Raw genomic sequence first — 21,438 nt, forward strand, 5'->3', positions numbered from 1 at the left:
GGTGATTCGTGTGGACAGGCGTGATCATGATCGCCCGGTCATTTTGTTGTGAAATTTGCAGGGATTTTTGCCGATGGCCGAGCTTTTCACCCTTTCCGCACCCGACCTGGCAGCGCTGCTGTGCAGCCGGGTCTGCCACGACATCATTTCGCCGGTCGGCGCCATAAACAACGGGCTTGAGCTGCTCGACGAAGGCGGCGCCGACGAAGACGCCATGAAGCTGATCCGCCAAAGCGCCAAAAACGCCTCCGCCCGCCTGCAATTCGCCCGCATCGCCTTCGGCGCCGCCGGTTCGGCCGGCATGCTGATCGACACCGGGGACGCCGAGGCCGTGGCCATCGCCTTCCTGAAGAACGAGAAGCCGGAACTGGTCTGGAACGGAACCCGCGCCCTATTGCCCAAGAACAAGGTCAAGCTGCTGCTCAACCTCATCCTCGTCGCCAACGCCGCCATTCCGCGCGGCGGCAGGCTGGTGGTCACGCTGGAGAACCTCGAGACCGAGCCGCGCTTTGCGCTCGCGGCGAGCGGCCCGATGCTGCGCGTGCCGCCCAAATTCCTGGAATTGCATTCCGGCCACAGACCGGAAGAGCCGATCGACGCGCATTCGGTGCAACCCTATTACACGCTGCTTTTGGCCCGCGAAGCCAACATGACGATATCGATCCATGCGACCGCCGACGAGATCGTCCTTTCCGTAGCCTGAAGTTCTCCAAAAGAGCGCGAAGTATTTCTCCAGGTCATATTTGCGGCGCCGTCCTAACATCTGTCAGACGGGCTTGCAGATTGATTGGATGAAGCATTGCGAAAGAAGATTTCGCTTACAACACCTTCAGGAAAATTTTACCTAACGGCTTTTCGGCTTCTTTACCAGATCGGCCTATGTTCCCCTGCAGATGCCACGACGCTGCCGGTTCGCCGCATGGCAAAGAGGGTCCGGGAATGAAACGCTGCATGTTCGTCGACAATTCGAGCGTCATCAGGAAGGTTGCAAAGCGTATCCTGGGCGGCTCCGGCATGATGGTGATCGAAGCCGCCAGCGGCCATGAGGCGATCGAGATGTGCAGTGCCGACATGCCGGACATCATCGTCGTCGACGGCGCCTTGCCGGACATGCAGGCGCAGGACCTCATCCGCCGCGTGCGCTCCATGGAAAGCCCGGTATTGCCGCAAGTTCTGATTTCGCTGGTCGAGGTCGACGTCGGGGCGATCATGCGGGCAAAACGCGCCGGCGCCCAGGGTTACCTGCTGAAGCCGTTCAACCGGCCGCAATTGCTCGAGTGCTTCCGCGCCTTGAAGATTGCCGCCTGACCAGGGGTCGTTCCATTCCGATGAAATCGGGATGAGGCTCTATCTTATTGTTTTACTGTGTTCTTTTCCGAAAACCGGCATCCACTTTTCGGGATCAGGCGCTGACGCGGATATCTTCCGGCTCACGCAGCACATAGCCGCGGCCCCAGACGGTCTCGATGTAATTCTGCCCGCCCGACGCGGCGTCGAGCTTCTTGCGCAGCTTGCAGATGAAGACGTCGATGATCTTCAGCTCCGGTTCGTCCATGCCGCCATAGAGATGGTTGAGGAACATTTCCTTGGTCAGCGTGGTACCCTTGCGCAGCGAGAGCAGCTCCAGCATCTGATATTCCTTGCCGGTCAGATGCACGCGCTGGCCACCGACTTCAACGGTCTTGGCATCGAGATTGACCACCAGGTCGCCGGTGGTGATGACCGACTGGGCATGGCCCTTGGAACGCCGCACGATGGCATGGATGCGGGCGACCAGTTCGTCCTTGTGGAAGGGCTTGGTCATGTAATCGTCGGCGCCGAAGCCGAGGCCGCGCACCTTGTCCTCGATACCGGCCATGCCGGAGAGGATGAGGATCGGCGTCTTCACCTTGGACAGGCGAAGTGTCCTCAAAACTTCATAACCCGACATGTCGGGGAGATTGAGGTCGAGGAGAATGATGTCGTAATCGTAAAGCTTGCCTAGATCGACACCCTCTTCACCAAGGTCGGTCGTATAGACATTGAAACTTTCCGATTTCAGCATCAGCTCGATGCTTTGTGCGGTTGCACTGTCGTCTTCTATCAGCAGAACGCGCATTTCATTCCCCTTTTCTGCTGCCGGACCATTTCACGACCCGTCCAGGACCGGAGCAGTGATTGCCTGAGCAGAGGCTGCCATCGAATGGTTAATAAAACCTAATTCCCCGTCCATGACGGTATCAGATTTTTTAACCCCTTTCTACACCTTGTTGAATCCAATAATGAATCACAGACCCAAACCATTAATGCAGCACATTAATAAGCCAGACTAAGTGACTCTTCGGACTCGTTGGCCGGGTTTCGCGACGAGTAGCAGAATTTTTACCCGCCCTTAAGTCCTGAGCCGTATGATTAACAATGCCCGTAAACGAATGGTTACCGCCGGCAAAAAACTTTAGGAGTTTGTTTCCCATAGTTCCGGGAAAGCCGGTGGAAACGGGTGAAGCCTGGGCCTTGCCGGGTGAATTGGACGATATGTGCAGGTGTGCGTTTCCGGGAGTACCGAATCATGAAGTCACGTGAAAACCTCGTTCGGCTGAAGCAATTTCAGGTGAGCGAGAAGCGGCGGCAGCTGCTGCAGCTCGACATGATGATCGCCGAGTTCGAGCGCATGGCCGTCGAGCTGGAACTTCAGATCGCGGCCGAAGAGAAGAAGGCCGGCATCACCGACATCAATCATTTTGCCTATCCGACCTTCGCCAAGGCGGCACGCCTGCGCCGCGACAACCTCAGAAATTCGCAAAGCGACCTCGCCCAGCAGCGAAATGTCGCCGAATCATTGCTGAGCGAAGCCGAAGCGGAGCTTTCCAAGGCCGAGATGCTCGAATCGCGCGACACCAAGGCGCGCGACACGGAAGCCGGCGGCCGCAGCGCCATGATCGGCTGAAAACAAGGCTTTAACGCGCGTCGCGCTTGAGCGCTATTGCTGTGCACCGAACGGTGCCGGCCTCAGGCATCCAGATCTTCTTGCTGTTCGGCCGCCCGCGCGCGGGCGTCCTTGATGTCGGGCACATGCTGCTCCGACCAGGCCCTGATCTGATTGAGCAGTCCTGCCAGGTTCTGGCCAAGTTCGGTCAGCTCGTATTCGACCCGCGGGGGAATGACCGGGAACACCTCGCGCCGCACCAGGCCGTCGCGTTCCAGGATACGCAGCGTCTGCGTCAGCATTTTCGGGGTGATGCCTTCGAGCTTGCGCGCCAATTCGCCGTTGCGGAGCCGGCCCCGGCGCAACGCACAAATCACCAGGTGGACCCATTTGCTGGCGAGCGTCTCAAGCACCGCGTGCGAGGGGCACGTCCGTCGGAACGCGTCATAACCGGAAGGGAAACAATCTTCGCTATCCATGAGGTGCGTATATATCAAAAAGGTACATACTAGACAAGAGAATATTACTATCCAAATGATAGTGGCATATCAAACCAGCAGGAGAGAGCCTCCCATGCGTGCCATTATCCAGAATTCCTTCGGCGCACCCAACGTCCTCGTCATTGCCGATCGTCCCGCGCCATCACCCGAGGCCGGCGAAGTGCTGGTCCGCATCGAGGCGGCCGGCATCAATCCGGTCGACGGCGCAGTGCGCGGCGGCCACTATCCGCTGCTTGGCGAGCCGCCCTTCATCCTTGGTTGGGACGTTTCGGGAACTGTCGAGGCGCTGGGCTCCGGCCTGTCCGGCCTTAAGGTCGGCGATGCCGTCTTTGGCATGTCGCGCTTTCCCAAACAGGCGGCAGCTTACGCCGAACTCGCCACTGTCCCGGCTGATGAGCTTGCGCCGAAACCTGAAGGCATAGACCACGCCCAAGCCGCCGCGCTGCCGCTGGCCGGCCTGACGGCCTGGCAAGGCCTTGTCCGCCATGGCCGGCTCAATCCTGGCCAGCGCGTGCTGATCCACGCCGGAGCCGGCGGCGTCGGCCATCTGGCGGTGCAGATCGCCAAGGCGCGCGGTGCTTACGTCGTCGCGACCGCCAGCCCGGAAAAGCTCGATTTCGTCCGCTCGCTCGGCGCCGACGAGGTGATCGACTACACAGAGGATGATTTCACCGGAAAGGCTCGCGACATCGATCTCGTTCTGGAGCCGTTCGGCGGCGAGCATGCGGAGCAATCGCTAAAAGTGCTCAAGGCCGGCGGTGTTCTGGTGTCGCTGCTCGATGTCAGCGATGCCACCAAGGCAAAGGCCAGGACGCAAGGCATCCGCGTCGAGCGCATGTCCGTGGTGCCCGACCGTGCCGCTCTGGTGGAACTCGGCAAATTGATCGACGCGAAAAAGCTGGCCGTCCACGTGGCAAAGGCGTTTCCGCTCGAACAGGCCGGTGCCGCCCATGCCTTTCTCGCCACCAGGCCGATCGGCAAGGTGGTGCTGACGGTCTGAAATCCCAGATCGTCGCTCCGGCAAACTTTAAGGGCGCGGATCAGCGCCCTTATCGGACTAATGCCGGTATTGCTGGATGCGCGTGGTGCGCAGCCCGGCAAGGCCGTATTCGTCGATCGACGCCTGCCAGGACAGGAATTCCTCGGTGGTGAGCTTGTAGCGCTGGCACGCCTCTTCCAGGCTCAAAAGCCCGCCACGCACCGCCGCCACCACTTCCGCCTTGCGCCGGATAACCCAGCGACGTGTGTTCGTCGGCGGCAGATCGGCGATGGTAAGTGGGCTGCCGTCAGGCCCGATAACGTATTTGACTCGCGGTCTAATTAGATCGGTCATCGTACTCTCTACAAAAAACTCAAAGACCCAATCCCCACCACATTACCGCCACAGCTTTAAAATTTGGCTAAGCAGACCCTAATGGATAGGTAAGGATCATGAACGCCGCGTTAGTCTTTTCATCGGCATTTGAGATATCTGCCGGCACGCGCATTGAACCCGGCTGGAAAAATGAGCCGGCCTGCAAAGCTGGCGCGGCCGGGACGCTTGACCTATATTCCGGCCATTGGCATTGAAGCGCCGCGCAGAACGAAAGAACCATGAACAGCCTCGATCTTCCCGGACGCCCCGAAAACACCCGTGTCGTCGTCGCCATGTCGGGCGGTGTCGATTCGTCGGTTGTTGCCGGTCTCTTAAAGCACGAGGGCTACGACGTCGTCGGCGTCACGCTGCAGCTTTACGACCACGGCGCGGCAACGCACCGGGCCGGCTCATGCTGCGCCGGCCAGGACATCGACGATGCCCGCCGCGTCTCCGAGACGCTCGCCATCCCGCATTACGTGCTCGATTACGAGGAGCGCTTCCGCAAGGCGGTGATTGACCCGTTCGCCGAGAGCTATGTCGCCGGCGAAACGCCGATCCCTTGCGTCTCCTGCAATCAGACGGTGAAATTCGCCGATCTTCTCGCGACCGCCAAGGAACTCGGCGCCGACGCGCTGGCCACCGGTCACTACATCCGTTCCGGCGCCAATGGCGCCCACCGCGCGCTTTACCGGCCGGTCGACGCCGACCGCGACCAGAGCTACTTCCTGTTCGCCACCACCCAGGCGCAGATCGACTATCTGCGTTTTCCGCTCGGCGGCCTGTCGAAGCCTGAGGTTCGCGCCATCGCCGAGGAGATGGGACTGACGGTCGCCGCCAAGCAGGACAGCCAGGACATCTGTTTCGTGCCGCAGGGCAAATATTCCGACATCATCGCCAAGCTGAAGCCGGCTGCCGCCAATCCGGGCGACATCGTCCATATAGACGGGCGCGTGCTTGGCCGCCACGAAGGCATTTTGCGCTACACCGTCGGTCAGCGCCGCGGCATCGGCATCGCCTCCGGCGAGCCGCTCTACGTCGTCCATCTCGACGCCGACCGGGCCCGCGTCGTCGTCGGCCCGCGCGAGGCGCTGGAAACCCACAAGATCTTCTTGCGCAACATGAACTGGCTGGGCGATGGCCCGCTGACCGAGATCCTGGCGGCCGGGCTCGAGCTTTTCGCCAAGGTGCGCTCGACGCGGCCGCCGCGCCCGGCCGTGCTGCATCACCGCGCGGGCGTCACTTCGGTGGAGCTGGTCGACGGCGAGTCCGGCATCGCGCCCGGTCAGGCCTGCGTGCTCTATTCCGACGACGGCAACGAGGCGCGCGTGTTCGGCGGCGGCTTCATCGAGCGCTCCGAGCGCGGCGCCGAAGCCGAGGCGATGCTGACGCGGCTTGCCGTCCAGCCGGCGCGGGTTCCCGCCGAATAGACGGCGTTTTTCGCTTAGGGCCTGGTGTGGGCGACGGTGCCGGCGGTCAGGATGCGCAGCACTCGGATGGCTTCCTCGCCGCTGGTGCGCGGTTCGGCCCGCGTCTCGATGCAGTGGATGAAATGCTCCAGCTCGCGCGTCAGCGGCATGCCCTCGCCGACCGCCACATAGGACGGCTCGTTGGCGGTGAACGCCCATTGGCCGCTGTCCTGCCACACCGCGTGGCGGTAGACGGCAAGCTTGCGCTCCCACGGCTCGACATCGTCGAACACCGCCATCGCCTTGGTGCCGACCACGGTCAGCCGCCGTTCGCGGTAAGGGTTGAGCCGCGAGGCGAACAGATGGCCGCGCAGGCCGTTGGGAAAGCGCATGTGCAGATGCGCAAAGTCGCTGAGATTGTCGAGAAGGGCAGCGCCTTCGCCGCGCACCTCGACCGGCTCGGTGCCGGTGATGGCGAGGATCATCGACAGATCGTGCGGCGCCAGATCCCACAACGCATCGTTTTCGGTGTGGAACTTGCCGAGGCCGAGCCGGTGCGAATGGATGTAGCGGACCTCGCCGAGCTCGCCATTGTCGATCAGCGCCTTCAGCGTCTCGAATGCGGGATGGAAGCGCAGCACATGGCCGACCATGAAGACACGGCCATTGTCGGCGGCAGCCTGCACCGAGCGCTCGGCGTCGGGCACCGTCAGCGCGATCGGCTTCTCCACCAGCACGTCCTTGCCGCCGAGCACGGCGCGCACCGCCATGTCGGCATGGAACTGCGGCGGCAGCGCCATGACAATGGCGTCGACATCGTCGCGGGCAAACAGCGCCTCCGGCTCGATCGCCAGGCAATCCTGCTCGCTGGCAAAACCTTCCGCACGCGCAGGGTTGACGTCCGAAACCGCGTGCAGCGCGCCGAGCGCCTTGAGGGTGCGGATGTGGTTGCTTCCCCAGTATCCGCAACCCAGGACTGCAATGCGCGGTTTCATCAATTTCTGACCATGGCTTTCGTGGGCGAGACATAGCGACGTGCCTCGCCGAACTCAACCCCGGCCTGTGCGCCCAAATGTCTGCCCGGCAAAGCTTTAGGCGCCAGCAATATGCCGGCGCGGCAGCCACTTCGATGCTTGACAGGCTTGGCCTCGCAACCTTATATCCGCGCGACCTTGGCGAACGCGCCGATATGCCTGCCGATTTAAGCTGGATTTCGGGCCTTCGCCGCCCTGGCGGGGTAGCTCAGTTGGTTAGAGCACGGGAATCATAATCCTGGGGTCGGGGGTTCAAGTCCCTCTCCCGCTACCATCGCTCCCCCCGAACGGAGACGCGGTGGCTCAGGCCCTGGTCGACCATGTTGGACAGATATCCATCGATCAGGATCGACGGCTGCTCACCCGCCTTTGGCGGGTAGACCGTCACTGTGGTCACGACGTCGCGGACGATCTTCTTGGCCTCTTCAGAGACGAAACCGTTGTCGCCGATCGCCGCGGCGAGCGCTTCGAGATCTCTGATATAGCGGGTGACCAGCGCCGGCTTCAGCGTAACGACCTTGGGCGGCTGCGGCGTCACCGCGAGCTCGCCCTCGAGGCGCTGGCGCTCAGCGCGCAGCTCGGGCAGGCGCTGCTCGGCCTCGGCTTCGGAGATCATACCTTTGACGTAGGCGTTCAGCACCCGGCCATATTCGCGCTTGGCAGCGTCAAGCCGTTGCGCTGCCTTTTCGCGCGAGGCGCCCTGCCCCGAATAGAGCTTTTGATGCTCATCATTGTAGGCGGCGACATAGTGGTCGATCAGCGCCTTGTCGTTCAGCCTGGCGCGCAAACCGTCCAGCACCGTCGCCTCGATATGATCGACGGCATAGGGCCGCGTGTTGGTGCACGAGCGCGATTCCTTGGCGCGCGTGCAGACGATGCGGGTCAGCCGTCCCATCTTGTCCTTCACCGACATGCCCGAGCCGCAGGCGCCACAGCGAAGCAGACCTGAAAGCAGCCGCGTGTTCTTGCGCTGCGGCGTCTCGCAACGATTGCGCGGCTTGCGGTTGTTGACCGCGGCGAACAGCTCGGCCGGCACGATGCGCAGATGCTCGGCGGCATGCTCCTGCCACTCGGACTTCGGATTGACGCGCGACTGGCGCCGGCCGCTATCCGGATCCTTGACCATGTGGACACGGTTCCAGACGATGCGGCCGTCATAGATGGCATTCTGCAGAATGCCGTAGCCTCGCTTTGGGTTGCCGTTGATAGTCCCACCCGACCAGTAGCGACCGCGCGGCGGGGCAATGTTGTCATCGTTCAACCCGCCGGCGATGTCGCGCGGCGTTCGGCCGGCCGCATACTCCTCGAAGATGCGCAGCACGATCGCCGCTTCTTCCGGCAAGATCGACAGTTCGCCAAGCTTTCCCGGCACCGGCGCATAGCCATAGGCCTTGCCGCCGGCGCTGCGGCCGTCGCGCACCACGCCGGCCATGCCGCGCCGCACCTTCTGCGCAAGATCCTGTAGATATAGCGCGCCGACCAGGCCGCGGATGCCGATCTGCACGATGTCTGCCCGGCCGTCATGCACGGCGCGGATTTCGATGCCGAGATGGGTGAGCCGCTTGTAGATGCCGGCGAGGTCTTCCTGGTCGCGCGACAGGCGGTCAAGCGCCTCGACGATGGGGACGTCGAACAGTCCGTCGCGCGCGGCGTCCATCATCGACAGCACGCCGTCGCGGCCCATGATCGAGGCGCCGGAGCGGGCGCGGTCGTGAAAGACGGTGGCGACGGTCAGCTGCTGCTTGGCGGCATAGTCCGAGCAGAGCGCTACCTGGTCCTCAATCGACCTGTCGGTCTGCAGGTCGCTTGAATAGCGGGCATAGAGTGCCGCTCGTTTCATGGGTGTTCTCCTGGCGGCGCTCATAAGCGTCGCGCGCCGCCTGACGCGCAAGGGCCTCGACGAGGCGCGCCAGCGCCGCGGGCAGCGAGGAACCGCCGCCACAAGAGACGAGGAACCGCCGCCACAAGAGACGAGGCGGCCTTCGAGGTCGAGCGCGAGTTCACGTGCTTCATCGCCGAGACTGATAAGTACCGGTGCTGATGCCGCGACGGTTTTACAATCCCGCCGTAACCCGTTGATATCATACAACCGACTTTCCGCCTGTTTTACAGGCAAGTCCTTGGAATCGGGTCGAAAGGGCTAGCTTCCCAAGCTGAACGCCTATCTGCCCTCAGTTTGAATTGGAAACTCGATTCTGCTATGAACCGGCAATGACCAAGACCTACTGGAAGACCATTGCAAAGCGCGCCTGGCGGGAAAGTCTCGCATCGGTCAGATGGAACAATTGGGAGCGCATTCTAGTTACTCTGGCTCCGCTTTTCGCTGTGTTTTTTGCCACTTGGTATTTCCTTGGCGATATGTCCGGAGCGCTAGTAAAGCTTGTGGCGGCCGTAGGTATGACAACGGTGCTGGCGGCGATTTTCTTTGTGTCGAAACTTCTTACTGTGCCCGCGAAACTGCAGGCCGAAGTTGAAGAGAGATTGAGCGCGACGACGAAGGCCGTTGATAAGGATGCTGCTCAAAAGGACCTAATCGCCAATCGCGTTGAAATCGTCCGGCAATTTGCCGGACTGTACGTCCTAAGCCACGACGGCATAACTTCTCGTATGATGGCAGGACTAGAGCTTCCTCCTGCCAAGTGGCTAAACACAGAATTGGCTAATGCAGGCCACAACTGGCGAGTTCGCAACATCTCCGGCTCCAATTTTGAGATGGTCGAAGATTGATTGCCGCTAACACTGGCCTCGGTCTTTGATAGACCATGGCCTGGGGGTTCTGGTTTCAACTTTTGTCCATTTTCGTGCGAATTCGGCCTGACGAACAATCGAAACTGTCGTTGATCAGAATGGCCTTTTCACTGGCCTGTCACGCCGGCATTCTAACCGCCCCGCTCTGACACAGCCTAGTGCGGGCTAAACGGACAACCTATCAATGAGGCGAACAATCACTTCGTCGTCTACTTTCTTCTTCCGGGCTCCTAACGGTAATGATTCAAAATGTGTCGCCGCCCGTCTGCGGCCCGCCGTTTCGCCCGAAATCAGGGAACGATATCGGCCCCCATGTATTAGAAATCAATGGACACTATGGAACCCCACGGCCACGGGATGGCGGCCGATATTTTGACGTCAGAAGTTGCCAACGCCAGGCAGCGCATTCACCGGACCGAGCTCGCGCTTCAACGCACTGAAGAAATGCTGGCCGAGAATCTCGCGATGTGCAGAAGAATACAGGCCGCGCAACGGCGCGTGGTAGAGGCGAGATCGCGGCTGACGAAGATCGATCCCTGCAGCGCTGACAGAGTTCGCACGGGTCACGCAGCGGTCCCTCCGGGCTGACTGCCACGACAGGACTGCCTGATCATCTCGACTTGGACCGCAGACCAGAACGCGCTTTCTAGTTGCCTGACTTTTCTGCCGAGCGATAGGCGTTGACGAGCCGCTCGACACGTTCCCGCGTCACGGTCTTCCACTGGTCGGAAGGTTTGTCTTTGCCTTTTGCGGGCAGGTCTGCCGACTGAACCAGGTCCGGAGATTGAGCAGGTCGACTGAGCAGCATCATCGGACGATCTCGTCCCGGCCTTCCGGCCAGCCCTTTGCGAGCGTAAGGTCGGACATCGGAACGAAAGTCGGCTCCGCGAATTCTACTGCGAGATAATTGGAATCGTCGCCCATGAGGCTCGCGACCCTCCACCTTGAAACTGCGAGATACGGCGACGTATTTCGCGCAGCAAGGCTCGCGCAGCTGAGGCGGGAAATGGTGAGGCATATCCAGCGCACAGACGCCTCGGCTCAAAAAGTCGAGCAAGCGCTGGCTAGGTTGGCCGAAGCAAACGCACCCATGGACCGGCTCGCGCGGCATCAGTAGGGCCACGCTCATGTCCGCCTCCGCATCGGCACGATGTTGAGACGGCCGCGCACATAACTGATTTGCTCGAGACCTGATCGACATGGTTGGCACCGATCGTGCATCGCTGCTGCAAGAAGCCAGGATTCTGAAGGCGCATGGAGGTCTTACTTCCTGACCGAGTCCTGCCAGCCGAATGGTATTGGAACATTCGGGGGGGGAAGCAGCAAAACGGGCTCTCGCTACCATAAACGTAATTTAGACCCGCCCCTTGGCGGGTTTTTCATTTCCGTCGCCGAGTTGGGTGCGCGCGGTTTCGCGGCTGACGCCGCGTGCAATTGCCGCCGCAGCATCCTCCCGTTTGACCAACCGGATGGACGCGCCGAGATGATGTCCTTCATTCCACGCTTCGCTGGTCGGAGAAAACCCGAACGGGCACGAGGCGTGCTATTCGCTGTGGCGGTGAGCCTGACAACGTCGCTGTCGGCCACGGCGGAGCAGGTTTCCTCGGTGGATCTCGAACTGGTTCTTTGTGTCGATGTATCGTCTTCAACGAGCGAGACGGAACAACGGCTGCAGCGGGAGGGATATGTCAACGCACTGCTCGATGCCGAAGTGTTGCAGTCCATTAGAATCCGGCCGGCGTGGTAATGCCCATATCGGTCTCCTTCGACCAATATGAATCATAGGCCGTCCATCAAAGGAATCCTGAATCCCTTAATTCGCGACTGACTTTTAGCCCGGTGGCGGGGCAGCCACAGGGTGGACATTTCAGCCCACATGGAAAATGATCATGTTGCCATGCACAACACTGCAGTGCTCTGATCTCGACGAGAAGCCTGAGCGTAGAAGCGGATCAACCGACCTCCGGTCCAGCGAGCGAGGACGCAAATGGACACCCCAGAGAATGGGCAATTGCATCGCGACGCGGGCGGGCGACCCCGTCGATCGGCCGGCTGGCTTGCCCGCGCCGCCATGTCGACGGCATTCCTGCTCGGCATGGCTTTCAGCAGCACTGCGTTTGCGCAGGACCAGCAGCTTCCCGCGGTGACGGCGGCCAAGCCGGTGGTCCGTGAAATCGTCGAGGACGACGAGTTCGTCGGGCGCTTCGAAGCCGTCGACCAGGTCGCCATCCGTTCGCGCGTCAGCGGCTATCTGGACAAGGTCAGCTTCCAGGACGGCGCACTGGTCAACAAGGGCGACCTGCTCTTCACCATCGACCAGCGTCCGTACCAGGCGGCTTATGATGCCGCCAAATCGCAAGTGGACGTCGCCAAGAGTCTGCTCGAATTCTCCAAGATGCAGCTGGATCGCGCCGACGAACTCGCCAAGACCGGCAATATCTCAACCGCGACGGTCGACGACCGCCGGCGGGAATACCTTTCGGCGCAGGCGCAGATGCAGGGCGCGACGGCTGCGCTGACGACGGCCAGCCTGAACATGGAATTCACCGAGATCAAGGCGCCCTTGTCCGGCCGCATCGACCGCCGGCTGGTGTCGGTCGGCAACCTCGTGCAGCCGGATTCTACCTTGCTGACGACCATCGTTACGCGCGATCCGATCGACTTCTATTTCGACGTCGATGAGCGCCTGTATTTCAGCTACGCCCGCGACGCGAAGGAGCGTGGCGGCAGCATGCAGGAAGGCGCCGGCGGGCTCGAGGTGGTGGTTCGCGTCGCCGACCGCGCGGAGGCGGTATTCAAAGGCAAGCTCGATTTTGCCGAGAACCGGATCGACAACGCGACCGGCACCATGCGGGTGCGTGCAAGTTTTCCCAACGCCGACGGCATTCTCCAGCCAGGCATGTTTGGGCGCATCAACGTGCCGGGGTCGCTGCCGCATAGCGGCGTGCTGGTGCCCGACAAGGCGATCGGCGCCGATCAGGATCGCCGCATCGTGTTCCTGGTGGATGAGGCCGGGATGGTGTCGGCCAAGCCTGTGCGCACCGGCCCGCTTCTCGACGGCTACCGGGTGATCCGCGCGGGCCTGACCGGCGACGAGACGATCATCGTCAACGGGCTGATGCACGCCAGGCCCGGCACCAAGGTGAAGGTCGAGATGGTGACGTTGCCGCCCAAGGCCGAGACCGCCGAGTTGCAGCAATGAGGTTCGCACATTTCTTCGTCGACCGTCCGATCTTCGCATCGGTCGTTTCGATCGTCCTGCTGATCCTCGGCGGGATTGCTTATACCCAGCTCCCGGTCGCGCAATATCCCGAGATCGCGCCGCCGACCATCGTCGTTCGCGCGCAGTATCCGGGCGCCGACGCCGAGACGGTCGCAGCGACGGTGGCAACGCCGATCGAGCAGGAGATCAACGGCGTCGAGGGCATGCTCTACATGTCGTCCTATTCATCGGGCGACGGGGCGATGGCGCTGACCATCACCTTCAAGCTGGGCACCGATCTCGACCAGGCGCAGGTGCTGGTGCAGAACCGCGTGTCGGTCGCCGAGCCGCGCCTGCCCGAAGAAGTCCGCCGCCTCGGCATCACCACCACCAAGACCTCGCCCGACCTGATGATGGTCGTGCACATGCTGTCGCCCGACAATACCTACGACCAGCTCTACGTCTCGAACTACGCCCGCTCGCGGGTGCGCGACATACTGCTCAGACTCGACGGCGTCGGCGACCTCATCATCTTCGGCGAACGCGAATATTCGCTGCGCATCTGGCTCGATCCGGAAAAACTGTCCGCCCTGGGGATGACCTCGGGCGATGTGGTGCAGGCGCTGCGCGACCAGAACGTCCAGGTGTCGGGTGGCTCGATCGGCGCGCCGCCGACCAGCACCGGCACGGCGTTCCAGTACACGGTCACCACGCAAGGCCGCTTCAACGACGCACGCGACTTCCGATACGTGATCGTCAAATCGACCGACGACGGCCGTCTGATCTCGCTGCAGGACGTGGCGCGCATCGAGCTCGGCGCCAAGGATTACGTCACCAACTCCTATCTCAACGGCAAACCGGCCGTGGCGCTCGCCATCTTCCAGCGGCCGAGCACCAATGCGCTCGCCGCAGCCGCGGAGATCCAGGACAAGATGAAGGAGCTTTCCCGCGACTTCCCGAAGGGGTTGAGCTACGACATCGTCTACAATCCGACCGAGTTCGTCGCCGAGTCGATCCAGGAGGTATACAAGACAATCCTCGAGGCGATGCTGCTGGTCATCATCGTCATCATCGTCTTCCTGCAATCGTGGCGCATGGCGATCGTGCCGATCGTGGCGATCCCCGTGTCGCTGATCGGCACGCTGGCGGTGCTTTACGCCGCCGGCTTCTCGCTCAACATGCTGACGCTGTTCGGCCTCGTTCTGGCGATCGGCATCGTCGTCGACGATGCGATCGTCGTGGTCGAGAACGTCGAGCGCAATATCGCCAGAGGGCTGGCGCCCAATCCGGCGTCGCACCTGACCATGGACGAAGTCGGAACGGCGGTCATCGCGATCTCGCTGGTGCTGATAGCCGTGTTCGTACCGACAGCCTTCATCCCCGGCATTTCTGGGCAGTTCTACCTGCAGTTTGCGATCACCATCGCGGTGTCGACGGCGATCTCGGCATTCAATTCGCTGACGCTTTCGCCGGCGCTGGCGGCACTGCTGTTCAAGCCGCATCACGCTGCGGCGGCGCCGCCGCGCTTTTTCCTGGCGCGGTTCGGACGGGCGCTCGCCGACGGCTTCAATCGCGGCTTCGACAGGGTCGCCCACTGGTATTCGAGCATCATCCGCGTGCTAGTCGGGTCGTGGATAACGATCGCCGCCATGCTGACCGTTTTCGCGGCCCTCATCTACGCCACGGTCTACATGGTGCAGGCGGTGCCGCGCGGTTTCATTCCGTCGCTCGACCAGGGCTATGCGATCGTCGTCGTCCAGTTGCCGGACGGCGCCTCGCTGTCGAGGACCGATGCGGTCATCCAGCAGGCGTCGCAGATCATCCAGAAAACGCCAGGCGTCGACTACGCAGTCGCCTTCGCCGGCTTCTCCGGCGCGACCTTCACCAACGCCAGCAACGCGGGCGTGATCTTCGCCAGGTTCAAGCCGTTTGACGAGCGACTGAAAGCCGGCCAGTCGGCGACCCAGGTCATCGGCAATCTGTTCGGCAGCCTGCAAAGCATCAAGGAAGCCTTCATTATCGCACTGCCGCCGCCGCCGATCCGCGGCGTCGGCAATGCCGGCGGCTTCAAGCTGCAGATCCAGGAGCGCAACAGCGCCGACATGCGGCAGATCCTGGCGCTTGCCAACGAAATCGCCGGCATGGCCAACAAGACGCCGGGGCTGACGGGCGTGTTCACCACGTTCTCCGCGTCGAGCCCGCAATTCTTCCTGGCGATCGATCGCGACAAGGCGCGCATCCTGAACGTGCCGATCCCCAACATCTTCGAGACGCTGTCGATCAATTTGGGCACCGCCTACGTCAACGACTTCAACGCTTTCGGGCGCGTCTACCAGGTGCGGGCGCAGGCCGACCAGGCGTTCCGCCTCGATCGCGCCGACATCTTGAAACTGAAGGTGCGCTCGGCGACCGGCGCGCTGGTTCCGCTCGGCACGTTGATCGAGATCCGCGACGTCACCGGCCCGGCGCTGGTCCAGCGCTACAACATGTACGTCTCGGTGCCGCTGCAGGGCAACGCCGCGCCCGGCGTTTCCACGGGCGACGCGCTGGCATTGATGGAAGGGATCACGGCAAAGACGCTGCCGGCCGGTACCTCCTATGAATGGACCGAGCTCGCCTATCAGGAGCGCAACACCGGCAATGCCGCTGTCTATATCTTCGGACTGTCGGTGCTGTTCGTGTTCCTGGCGCTGGCGGCGCAATATGAAAGCTGGGTGCTGCCGTTCGCGATTGTGCTGGTGGTGCCGCTCGGCGTGCTCGCGGCGTTGCTCGGCGTGTCTTTCCGAGGGCTGGACAACAACATCCTCGTGCAGATCGGCCTCATCGTGCTGATAGGGCTTGCCGCCAAGAACGCGATCCTGATCGTCGAATTCGCGCGCCAGGCGCAGGAACGCGGCCTGTCGGCCGCCGAGGCTGCCGTCGAAGCCTGCCGGCTCAGGCTGCGGCCGATCCTGATGACCGCTTTCTCGTTCATCCTGGGCGTCGTGCCGCTGATGATCGCAACGGGCCCGGGCGCAGAAATGCGCCAGTCGCTGGGCACCGCGGTGTTCTCCGGCATGCTCGGCGTCACCTTCGTCGGCCTGTTCCTGACGCCGGTGTTCTACGTCACGCTCAGGTCGCTGTTTTCACGGCGCAAGCCCCGTGCCGAGGCCGAGCCTTCGGGGCCGGCAGAGGCGCCATCGGAGACGGCCGCCGAGTAGGGTTACGAATTCGCCGCGTCGGGCGCGGCTTATCACTCCAGAAAATCGGCGGCGCGGTAACGGCCACGATCTGCGCGACAACCGCGACCTCTGGAGTCCTCGCTTGCGATGTCTGCTTTCAGGACGCGGCGAAGCTGATCTCTATGACCGAAATCAGGCGCGAAGCTGCCTTTCAACACCGGACCAAAGCGCTGGATTTTGATTCGTTTAAGATATCTGGCACGACCGAAGAGATTAGACTGCTGACCCCCGAATTTGATTCCCAGCAGACGGCTCTACTCAACCGCAGTAACGAAGCCTGAACTGGTAGATTATAGGGTCTGGGGAAAGGCGGTAGCGCTCTCCCGCTACCATCGCTCCCCCCGAACGGAGACGAGGTGGCCAAGGCCTTGGTCGACCATGTTTGACAGGTATCCATCAATCAGGATCGACGGCTGCTCGCCTGCCTTCGGCGGGTAGACTGTCACGGTCGACACGACGTCGCGGACGATCTTCTTGGCTTCTTCCGAGACGAAGCCATTCTCTCCGATCGCGGCGGCGAGCGCTTCCAGATCGCGGATGTAGCGGGCGACAAGCGCCGGCTTCAGCGTCACGACCTTCGGCGGCTGCGGCAGCACGGCGAGCTCGGCCTCGAGGTGCTGGCGCTCCTCGCGTAGCACTGGCAAGCGCTGCTCGGCTTCGGCTTCCGAAATCATGCCTTTGACATAGGCGTTCAGCACGCGGTCGTATTCGCGCCTGGCGGCGTCGAGCCGCTGGGCGGCCTTTTCGCGAGGCGCCCTGCCCCGAATAGAGCTTTTGATGCTCGTCATTGTAGGCAGCGACATAGTGGTCGATCAGCGCCTTGTCGTTCAACCTGGCGCGCAACCCGTCGATGACCGTCGCTTCGATATGATCGAGCGCATAGGGCCTGACATTGGTGCATGAGCGCGATTCCTTGGCGCGCGTGCACATGATGCGCGTCAGGCGACCCATCCTGTCCTTGACCGACATGCCCGACCCGCAGGCGCCGCAGCGCAGCGGGGTGTGCCAGCGCAAGTGCCTCACGTCGGCGATTTCCTGCCTCGATTCTCCTCTGAGGAAATGCTAAATTAGTCATTGCTTGGGCAAAGAGAGGGAGGTCTTTATGCGTGCATTTGCAATTTTTCTGTTAGGCGGCGCTTTGACTAGTTTTGTGTGTGCGTCCGCATGGGCCGGCAAGCTGCCGAAGGACGCGGTCGAATTAACCGCAGCCGAGGTCAAGGCGATATATTCAGGCAAGACCGGTATTTATGACGTCTCTAGCATTTACTATGCATCTGACGGCACAACCAAAGGAATCTTTGGCAAACCTAAGGTAACGGCAACTTTTAAGGGCACTTGGAGCGTAAGTGGCAATGAGATGTGCGCCAAGAATAAGCCAAAGGGTGATCCAAAAATCTACAGGGACTGCAACAAATTTTGGCGTTCTGGAAAAAGGATATATGACCTTTGGTCTGTCCACTATGATGGATCAAAGCCGGATCTAAAGAGCGGGTATGTTACCACTACCGTTAAGAAGCTTAAGGACGGAGATTTAGTGGCGAAAAAATACGCTGCTGCAGGCGGGGAGTGACAAAAGCGACAGGAACACGCAAGGAAAAAGCCCGCCACCGTGAGGCGGCGGCTTAGCAGTTCCGTCTGGGTGCCGGTTCAGTGGCGCCCAGCGGGCCCTTCAAGGAACTCCATGAAGTTTTCCACCGCTCTGTCCGCTGGCGTTGACCGGGAGTTGCAAGCACTGAGAATGGCGGCGGCGATTTTCAGCATATCGGTGCGACTTCCAACAATCTTTGATACCACGGCATTTTCTGTGCCGCCGTCATAAGTCGAGCGCTGCAGGACATGCAGCGTCAGCCTGAGATTGTCGCCCATAAATTGGAGTGGGCCGGCACCAGTGACGAACGTGTCAGAGACGCAGAACGGTTCGACGGTCGGGACGGCGCTCATGATGCCGCCTTTCTGGCCTTGGCGTCGGCCATCGCGTTGTCGATACACGCTCCAGCCGCTTCGTTCAGACGTTCGGCGAGGTCGCGGGCGATCATGGCCAGCGCGCTTATTTGGTCCGCCAAAGCGACCCTCTTCCCGTCGCGCTCGAACTCCTGTTCCATGGTCTGGCCATAGAGCACTTCGAGCAAGTGGTGCAGGTTCCCAGTATCGAATTGCAGGTCGTCGAGGTCATCTGAAGGCGCGGTCATGAGGCGGCGCCCCCGAGGGTTTCGTAGTAGGCGTTCTTAACCTTCCGCGTCATCTGCTCTGCAATGGTGGCAATGAAGAAAAGGCGCTCCCCCTCGCTTGGGTCAGAACGAAATTCCCGTCAGGTACTGTGGAAAAGACCTCCAGCATGGTCAGCAAGACGTCGGCCACGTTGTCCGCGTCACAGATCAGCGGCTCCAGATCGGCGAAGGTCATCTTCTCCTTGGCGGCGCTCATTTTGGGCAGAATCTGAACTTGGAGTTGGCCAGCAGTTCTGTAGCCGAAAGTGGAGTTGCGGCTCCGTGGCTCGGAAGGTCAGAGCCAGACCTTCAAGCGCCCCGCGAGCATCGGCATGAACTATGCCCCGAACCGGACTTATCCCAAAAGTCCGAAATGCCTGCTCTCGAGCCAAATCTGGCGATCCGCTTCCTGGCACAAGTGTGCGGCTGTCGATCCGTTGCGTCATTCGATCCTGTACGCAACGCCGGATCAAAGCGCTCTCCTCTGCAGTTGTTGTTTGGGATCCCGGGCTCGTGCCTTGTTGCCGAAACGGATTCCGGCGTAGGGCGAGGCCCCCGCAAAGCCGACATTGACGTCGCGGCAGACGTTCGTCGTCTGCGGGTCAGACTTTTCGTTTCGGGAACTGCGCGATTGCGCCAACTTCGGACGTTCAGCTTCCCTACTGCTACGGCAGGTGTAATCCTGGTTAGAAGCCTCAGCGCACCGTTCACGTCGAGAGGTGAGCGCATCAGCCTAGCGACTGGACCCTTGGCTAGGAACTCTCCGTCGTTCACATGTCGAGACCAGAGAAAGACGATGAACTCCGCAGACTAAATCGCAGACTAATTTCTCTCTCTAGTCTGCGATGTCCTTCTAAGTCATTGAAATGTTGGCGCGCCCGGAGAGATTCGAACTCCTGACCCCAGATTCGTAGTTTGCAGCTACGCCGCATGCCGGCGAAAATGGAAGACGCGTCTTCGATAGTGGGTATTGCGATGTAGCGGTCTCCCGCTACCAAATTCAGATATTTGTCCAGCCCGGAGACATGGGTAACAGTTTGTACCTAAGACATGGGTGACAATCTCGTGCCGAACGGATTGCCGATGGTCTGCAACGTCCTCTGTTCCAGGTCGAGATATCCCAGATCATAGTGCATGAAGCTGACGAGCCAAATGCCTCCGGCCAAAAGCCAAAAGTGTTACCCATGTGTCCGGTACAAAATGTCACCTATGTCTCGGGTCGCTCAGCCTGCCATATGCATCGAGATCGTAGCCGAATGCAGCCATATCGGGCGTGGCGCTGTAGCCGAAGGCTGGTGAGGTCGGAATCAGAAAGGCACCTGCGCTCAACGGCCATTCGCCCGGCGGACCCGCCAGATGACGTTACCGACGTCGTCGGCGACGAGCAGTGCGCCAGTCTGATCGATAGCAACGCCGACCGGACGGCCCATCGCCTCGCCATTACGCCCGATGAAGCCAGTGAGCACATCTTTCGGAGGACCGCTCGGTTTGCCGCCATGGAACGGCACGAAGATCACCTTGTAGCCGCTGTGCACGCTTCTATTCCACGAGCCGTGCTGGCCGACGAAGGCGCCGTTGCCGTAGGTCGGACCGAGCCGGGCGCCTTTGGAGAAGGTCAGTCCCAGCGAGGCGGTATGAGAGCCCAGGGCGTAATCGGGCTTGACCGCCGTCGCCACGAGATCGGGGCGCTGCGGCTTAGCGCGTTCGTCGACGTTCTGTCCGTAGTAGCTGTAGGGCCAGCCGTAGAAAGCGCCGTCACGAACCGAGGTCATGTAATCCGGCACGAGATCGTCGCCGATCTCGTCACGCTCGTTCACGGCGACCCAAAGCTCGCCAGTTTCAGGATTCCAGGAGAGCCCGTTCGGGTTGCGCAGGCCCGAGGCGAAGACCCGCGTGCGGCGGGTCGACCGATCCACTTCAAGGACAGTGGCGCGGTTCTTCTCCGCGGCTATGCCGTTTTCTCCAACGTTGCTGTTGGAACCAACGGTGACATAGAGCTTGCGTCCATCCGGACTTGCGATCACGTCCTTGGTCCAATGATGGTTGAGGTCCCCGGCCGGCAAGTCGATGATCTTTTCCGGCGACGTGCTGACTCGGGTCTGGCCATTGGAGTAGGGGAAAGCGACGAGCGCGTCGGTGTTCGCGACAAAGAGCTTGCCTTTGGACAGCGTCATGCCGAAGGGCGAATTGAGGCCTTCCGCGAACGTCGTGCCCACATCCGCAATGCCGTCGCCATCGGTGTCGCGCAGCAGCGTGATGCGATTGGCGCTTTTGGTCGCGGCGCCAGCCCGCTTCATAGCCAGGTCCATGAAGACCTTTCTAAGACTGAAGCCTTCGTCATGCTTGGCAGGGGCATTGGTTTCAGCAACCAGAACGTCGCCGTTCGGAAGCACATGCAGCCAGCGCGGATGGTCGAGGCCGGTGGCGAAGGCGTTCACTGTCAGCCCCTTCGCCGGGGTCGGCATACCTCCTTTCTGCCAGCCTTTCGCCTCGGCGATGTTAACAGTCGGGATCAGCGTCGGTCTTGGTTTCGGTAAAGTGGGGTTGGGGCCATAGCCGGTTATTGCCCCGGTTTTTTGCGCCGGGATGCCGGCGCAGCTTGCCATGACGGCGCCCAACACCGCTACGAGTACGCTCCCTCGGAAGCCGGCATGCATCGGACGTCCTCCGCATGGATATGTGTCGCGCTCTTTGTGCAAACGGAAGTCAGTGGCTTATTCTTCCAATTGCTTCGAAAAAAACAGCGGCGCTCGGATCCGAGGGCCAGGAATTCGCGACAGATCTGCTCTCGGCAGAAATATGGCGCGAGAAGATTGTGGCAACCGCGCGAATATCTGTCGCGCAATATGAATCTCAGA

23 protein-coding genes, 1 tRNA gene and 2 pseudogenes are annotated in these 21,438 nt (G+C 61.2%); 12 read left to right on the plus strand and 14 right to left on the minus strand.

Annotation, left to right across the window (positions count from 1 at the left end; translation table 11 throughout):
• Positions 1 to 73: 73 nt before the first annotated feature.
• Both chpT and NKI22_RS07660 read left to right on the plus strand, forming a co-directional pair.
• On the plus strand, positions 74 to 703 hold the full coding sequence (gene chpT / locus NKI22_RS07655) for a histidine phosphotransferase ChpT (protein WP_023719273.1): 630 nt from the start codon (positions 74 to 76) through the stop codon (positions 701 to 703).
• 236 nt (positions 704 to 939) lie between these two features.
• Positions 940 to 1,308 (plus strand): response regulator, encoded by a 369-nt coding sequence (locus tag NKI22_RS07660; RefSeq protein ID WP_352817924.1) that lies wholly within the window; start codon positions 940 to 942, stop codon positions 1,306 to 1,308.
• Positions 1,309 to 1,402: 94 nt separating this feature from the next.
• On the opposite strand, the gene ctrA is transcribed toward NKI22_RS07660, so the two are convergent.
• Positions 1,403 to 2,098, minus strand: coding sequence for a response regulator transcription factor CtrA (gene ctrA, locus NKI22_RS07665; protein WP_006203583.1), 696 nt, complete (start codon positions 2,096 to 2,098; stop codon positions 1,403 to 1,405).
• A 450-nt stretch (positions 2,099 to 2,548) separates the two neighbouring features.
• Between ctrA and NKI22_RS07670 the strand changes: the two genes are divergently transcribed.
• Positions 2,549 to 2,926, plus strand: coding sequence for a flagellar export protein FliJ (locus tag NKI22_RS07670; RefSeq protein WP_023719275.1), 378 nt, complete (start codon positions 2,549 to 2,551; stop codon positions 2,924 to 2,926).
• A 62-nt stretch (positions 2,927 to 2,988) separates the two neighbouring features.
• Here NKI22_RS07670 and NKI22_RS07675 read toward each other — a convergent pair whose 3' ends face one another.
• Positions 2,989 to 3,384, minus strand: a complete 396-nt coding sequence (locus tag NKI22_RS07675; protein ID WP_023719276.1) for a winged helix-turn-helix transcriptional regulator — start codon at positions 3,382 to 3,384, stop codon at positions 2,989 to 2,991.
• Between the two features lie 94 nt (positions 3,385 to 3,478).
• Between NKI22_RS07675 and NKI22_RS07680 the strand changes: the two genes are divergently transcribed.
• Positions 3,479 to 4,405 carry an NADP-dependent oxidoreductase gene (locus NKI22_RS07680; RefSeq protein WP_023719277.1) on the plus strand — a complete coding sequence of 309 codons (927 nt, stop codon included), beginning with the start codon at positions 3,479 to 3,481 and terminating at the stop codon, positions 4,403 to 4,405.
• Between the two features lie 57 nt (positions 4,406 to 4,462).
• On the opposite strand, the gene sciP is transcribed toward NKI22_RS07680, so the two are convergent.
• Positions 4,463 to 4,738, minus strand: a complete 276-nt coding sequence (gene sciP / locus NKI22_RS07685) for a CtrA inhibitor SciP (protein ID WP_023679563.1) — start codon at positions 4,736 to 4,738, stop codon at positions 4,463 to 4,465.
• Between the two features lie 260 nt (positions 4,739 to 4,998).
• Here sciP and mnmA point away from each other — a divergent pair, with 260 nt between their 5' ends.
• Positions 4,999 to 6,189 carry a tRNA 2-thiouridine(34) synthase MnmA gene (gene mnmA / locus NKI22_RS07690; RefSeq protein ID WP_023719279.1) on the plus strand — a complete coding sequence of 397 codons (1,191 nt, stop codon included), beginning with the start codon at positions 4,999 to 5,001 and terminating at the stop codon, positions 6,187 to 6,189.
• A 14-nt stretch (positions 6,190 to 6,203) separates the two neighbouring features.
• Here mnmA and NKI22_RS07695 read toward each other — a convergent pair whose 3' ends face one another.
• Positions 6,204 to 7,163: a Gfo/Idh/MocA family protein gene (locus NKI22_RS07695; protein ID WP_352482033.1), complete on the minus strand. Its 960-nt coding sequence runs from the start codon at positions 7,161 to 7,163 to the stop codon at positions 6,204 to 6,206.
• A gap of 236 nt (positions 7,164 to 7,399) precedes the next feature.
• On the opposite strand from NKI22_RS07695, the gene NKI22_RS07700 reads away from it, so the two are divergent.
• A tRNA-Met gene (locus NKI22_RS07700) sits at positions 7,400 to 7,476 on the plus strand.
• On the opposite strand, the gene NKI22_RS07705 is transcribed toward NKI22_RS07700, so the two are convergent.
• A complete protein-coding gene (locus NKI22_RS07705; RefSeq protein WP_352642751.1) occupies positions 7,471 to 9,042 on the minus strand; it encodes a recombinase family protein in 1,572 nt (523 codons plus the stop codon). The two genes, NKI22_RS07700 and NKI22_RS07705, sit on opposite strands and share 6 nt — an antisense overlap.
• A 371-nt stretch (positions 9,043 to 9,413) precedes the next feature.
• Between NKI22_RS07705 and NKI22_RS07710 the strand changes: the two genes are divergently transcribed.
• Positions 9,414 to 9,929, plus strand: a complete 516-nt coding sequence (locus NKI22_RS07710; protein ID WP_023719281.1) for a hypothetical protein — start codon at positions 9,414 to 9,416, stop codon at positions 9,927 to 9,929.
• A 399-nt stretch (positions 9,930 to 10,328) separates the two neighbouring features.
• On the opposite strand, the gene NKI22_RS07715 is transcribed toward NKI22_RS07710, so the two are convergent.
• On the minus strand, positions 10,329 to 10,517 hold the full coding sequence (locus tag NKI22_RS07715) for a hypothetical protein (RefSeq protein WP_352482032.1): 189 nt from the start codon (positions 10,515 to 10,517) through the stop codon (positions 10,329 to 10,331).
• 79 nt (positions 10,518 to 10,596) lie between these two features.
• On the minus strand, positions 10,597 to 10,761 hold the full coding sequence (locus tag NKI22_RS07720) for a hypothetical protein (protein ID WP_023719283.1): 165 nt from the start codon (positions 10,759 to 10,761) through the stop codon (positions 10,597 to 10,599).
• 672 nt (positions 10,762 to 11,433) lie between these two features.
• Here NKI22_RS07720 and NKI22_RS07725 point away from each other — a divergent pair.
• From NKI22_RS07725 to NKI22_RS07740, 4 genes are all read left to right on the plus strand, one after another.
• A complete protein-coding gene (locus NKI22_RS07725) occupies positions 11,434 to 11,697 on the plus strand; it encodes a DUF1194 domain-containing protein (protein WP_352482031.1) in 264 nt (87 codons plus the stop codon).
• Positions 11,698 to 12,021: 324 nt separating this feature from the next.
• Entirely contained in the window at positions 12,022 to 13,152 is a 1,131-nt protein-coding gene (locus NKI22_RS07730; RefSeq protein WP_352482102.1) for an efflux RND transporter periplasmic adaptor subunit, read from the plus strand.
• Positions 13,149 to 16,352 carry an efflux RND transporter permease subunit gene (locus tag NKI22_RS07735; protein ID WP_352591652.1) on the plus strand — a complete coding sequence of 1,068 codons (3,204 nt, stop codon included), beginning with the start codon at positions 13,149 to 13,151 and terminating at the stop codon, positions 16,350 to 16,352. Before NKI22_RS07730 ends, NKI22_RS07735 begins: the two co-directional genes overlap by 4 nt.
• A 143-nt stretch (positions 16,353 to 16,495) precedes the next feature.
• Positions 16,496 to 16,654, plus strand: a complete 159-nt coding sequence (locus tag NKI22_RS07740; protein ID WP_352482029.1) for a hypothetical protein — start codon at positions 16,496 to 16,498, stop codon at positions 16,652 to 16,654.
• A gap of 45 nt (positions 16,655 to 16,699) precedes the next feature.
• On the opposite strand, the gene NKI22_RS07745 is transcribed toward NKI22_RS07740, so the two are convergent.
• Positions 16,700 to 17,161, minus strand: a complete 462-nt coding sequence (locus NKI22_RS07745) for a hypothetical protein (RefSeq protein WP_023719289.1) — start codon at positions 17,159 to 17,161, stop codon at positions 16,700 to 16,702.
• Between the two features lie 61 nt (positions 17,162 to 17,222).
• A pseudogene (locus tag NKI22_RS07750) lies at positions 17,223 to 17,396 on the minus strand (recombinase zinc ribbon domain-containing protein); the annotation flags it as partial.
• Between the two features lie 79 nt (positions 17,397 to 17,475).
• On the opposite strand from NKI22_RS07750, the gene NKI22_RS07755 reads away from it, so the two are divergent.
• Positions 17,476 to 17,943, plus strand: coding sequence for a DUF995 domain-containing protein (locus tag NKI22_RS07755; protein ID WP_156948081.1), 468 nt, complete (start codon positions 17,476 to 17,478; stop codon positions 17,941 to 17,943).
• A gap of 77 nt (positions 17,944 to 18,020) precedes the next feature.
• Here the strand turns inward: NKI22_RS07755 and NKI22_RS07760 are convergent, their stop codons facing one another.
• From NKI22_RS07760 to NKI22_RS07775, 5 genes and pseudogenes are all read right to left on the minus strand, one after another.
• On the minus strand, positions 18,021 to 18,314 hold the full coding sequence (locus NKI22_RS07760; protein ID WP_352482028.1) for a hypothetical protein: 294 nt from the start codon (positions 18,312 to 18,314) through the stop codon (positions 18,021 to 18,023).
• Positions 18,311 to 18,562: a hypothetical protein gene (locus NKI22_RS07765; protein WP_352482027.1), complete on the minus strand. Its 252-nt coding sequence runs from the start codon at positions 18,560 to 18,562 to the stop codon at positions 18,311 to 18,313. Before NKI22_RS07765 ends, NKI22_RS07760 begins: the two co-directional genes overlap by 4 nt.
• A gap of 49 nt (positions 18,563 to 18,611) precedes the next feature.
• Positions 18,612 to 18,797 carry a hypothetical protein gene (locus NKI22_RS07770; RefSeq protein ID WP_023720306.1) on the minus strand — a complete coding sequence of 62 codons (186 nt, stop codon included), beginning with the start codon at positions 18,795 to 18,797 and terminating at the stop codon, positions 18,612 to 18,614.
• Between the two features lie 826 nt (positions 18,798 to 19,623).
• A pseudogene (locus NKI22_RS31445) lies at positions 19,624 to 19,737 on the minus strand (transposase); the annotation flags it as partial.
• Between the two features lie 168 nt (positions 19,738 to 19,905).
• On the minus strand, positions 19,906 to 21,237 hold the full coding sequence (locus tag NKI22_RS07775) for a PQQ-dependent sugar dehydrogenase (RefSeq protein ID WP_352918991.1): 1,332 nt from the start codon (positions 21,235 to 21,237) through the stop codon (positions 19,906 to 19,908).
• Positions 21,238 to 21,438: the final 201 nt, after the last annotated feature.

The sequence above is a fragment of the Mesorhizobium sp. M0778 genome, from assembly GCF_040320105.1.
Lineage (GTDB): Bacteria > Pseudomonadota > Alphaproteobacteria > Rhizobiales > Rhizobiaceae > Mesorhizobium.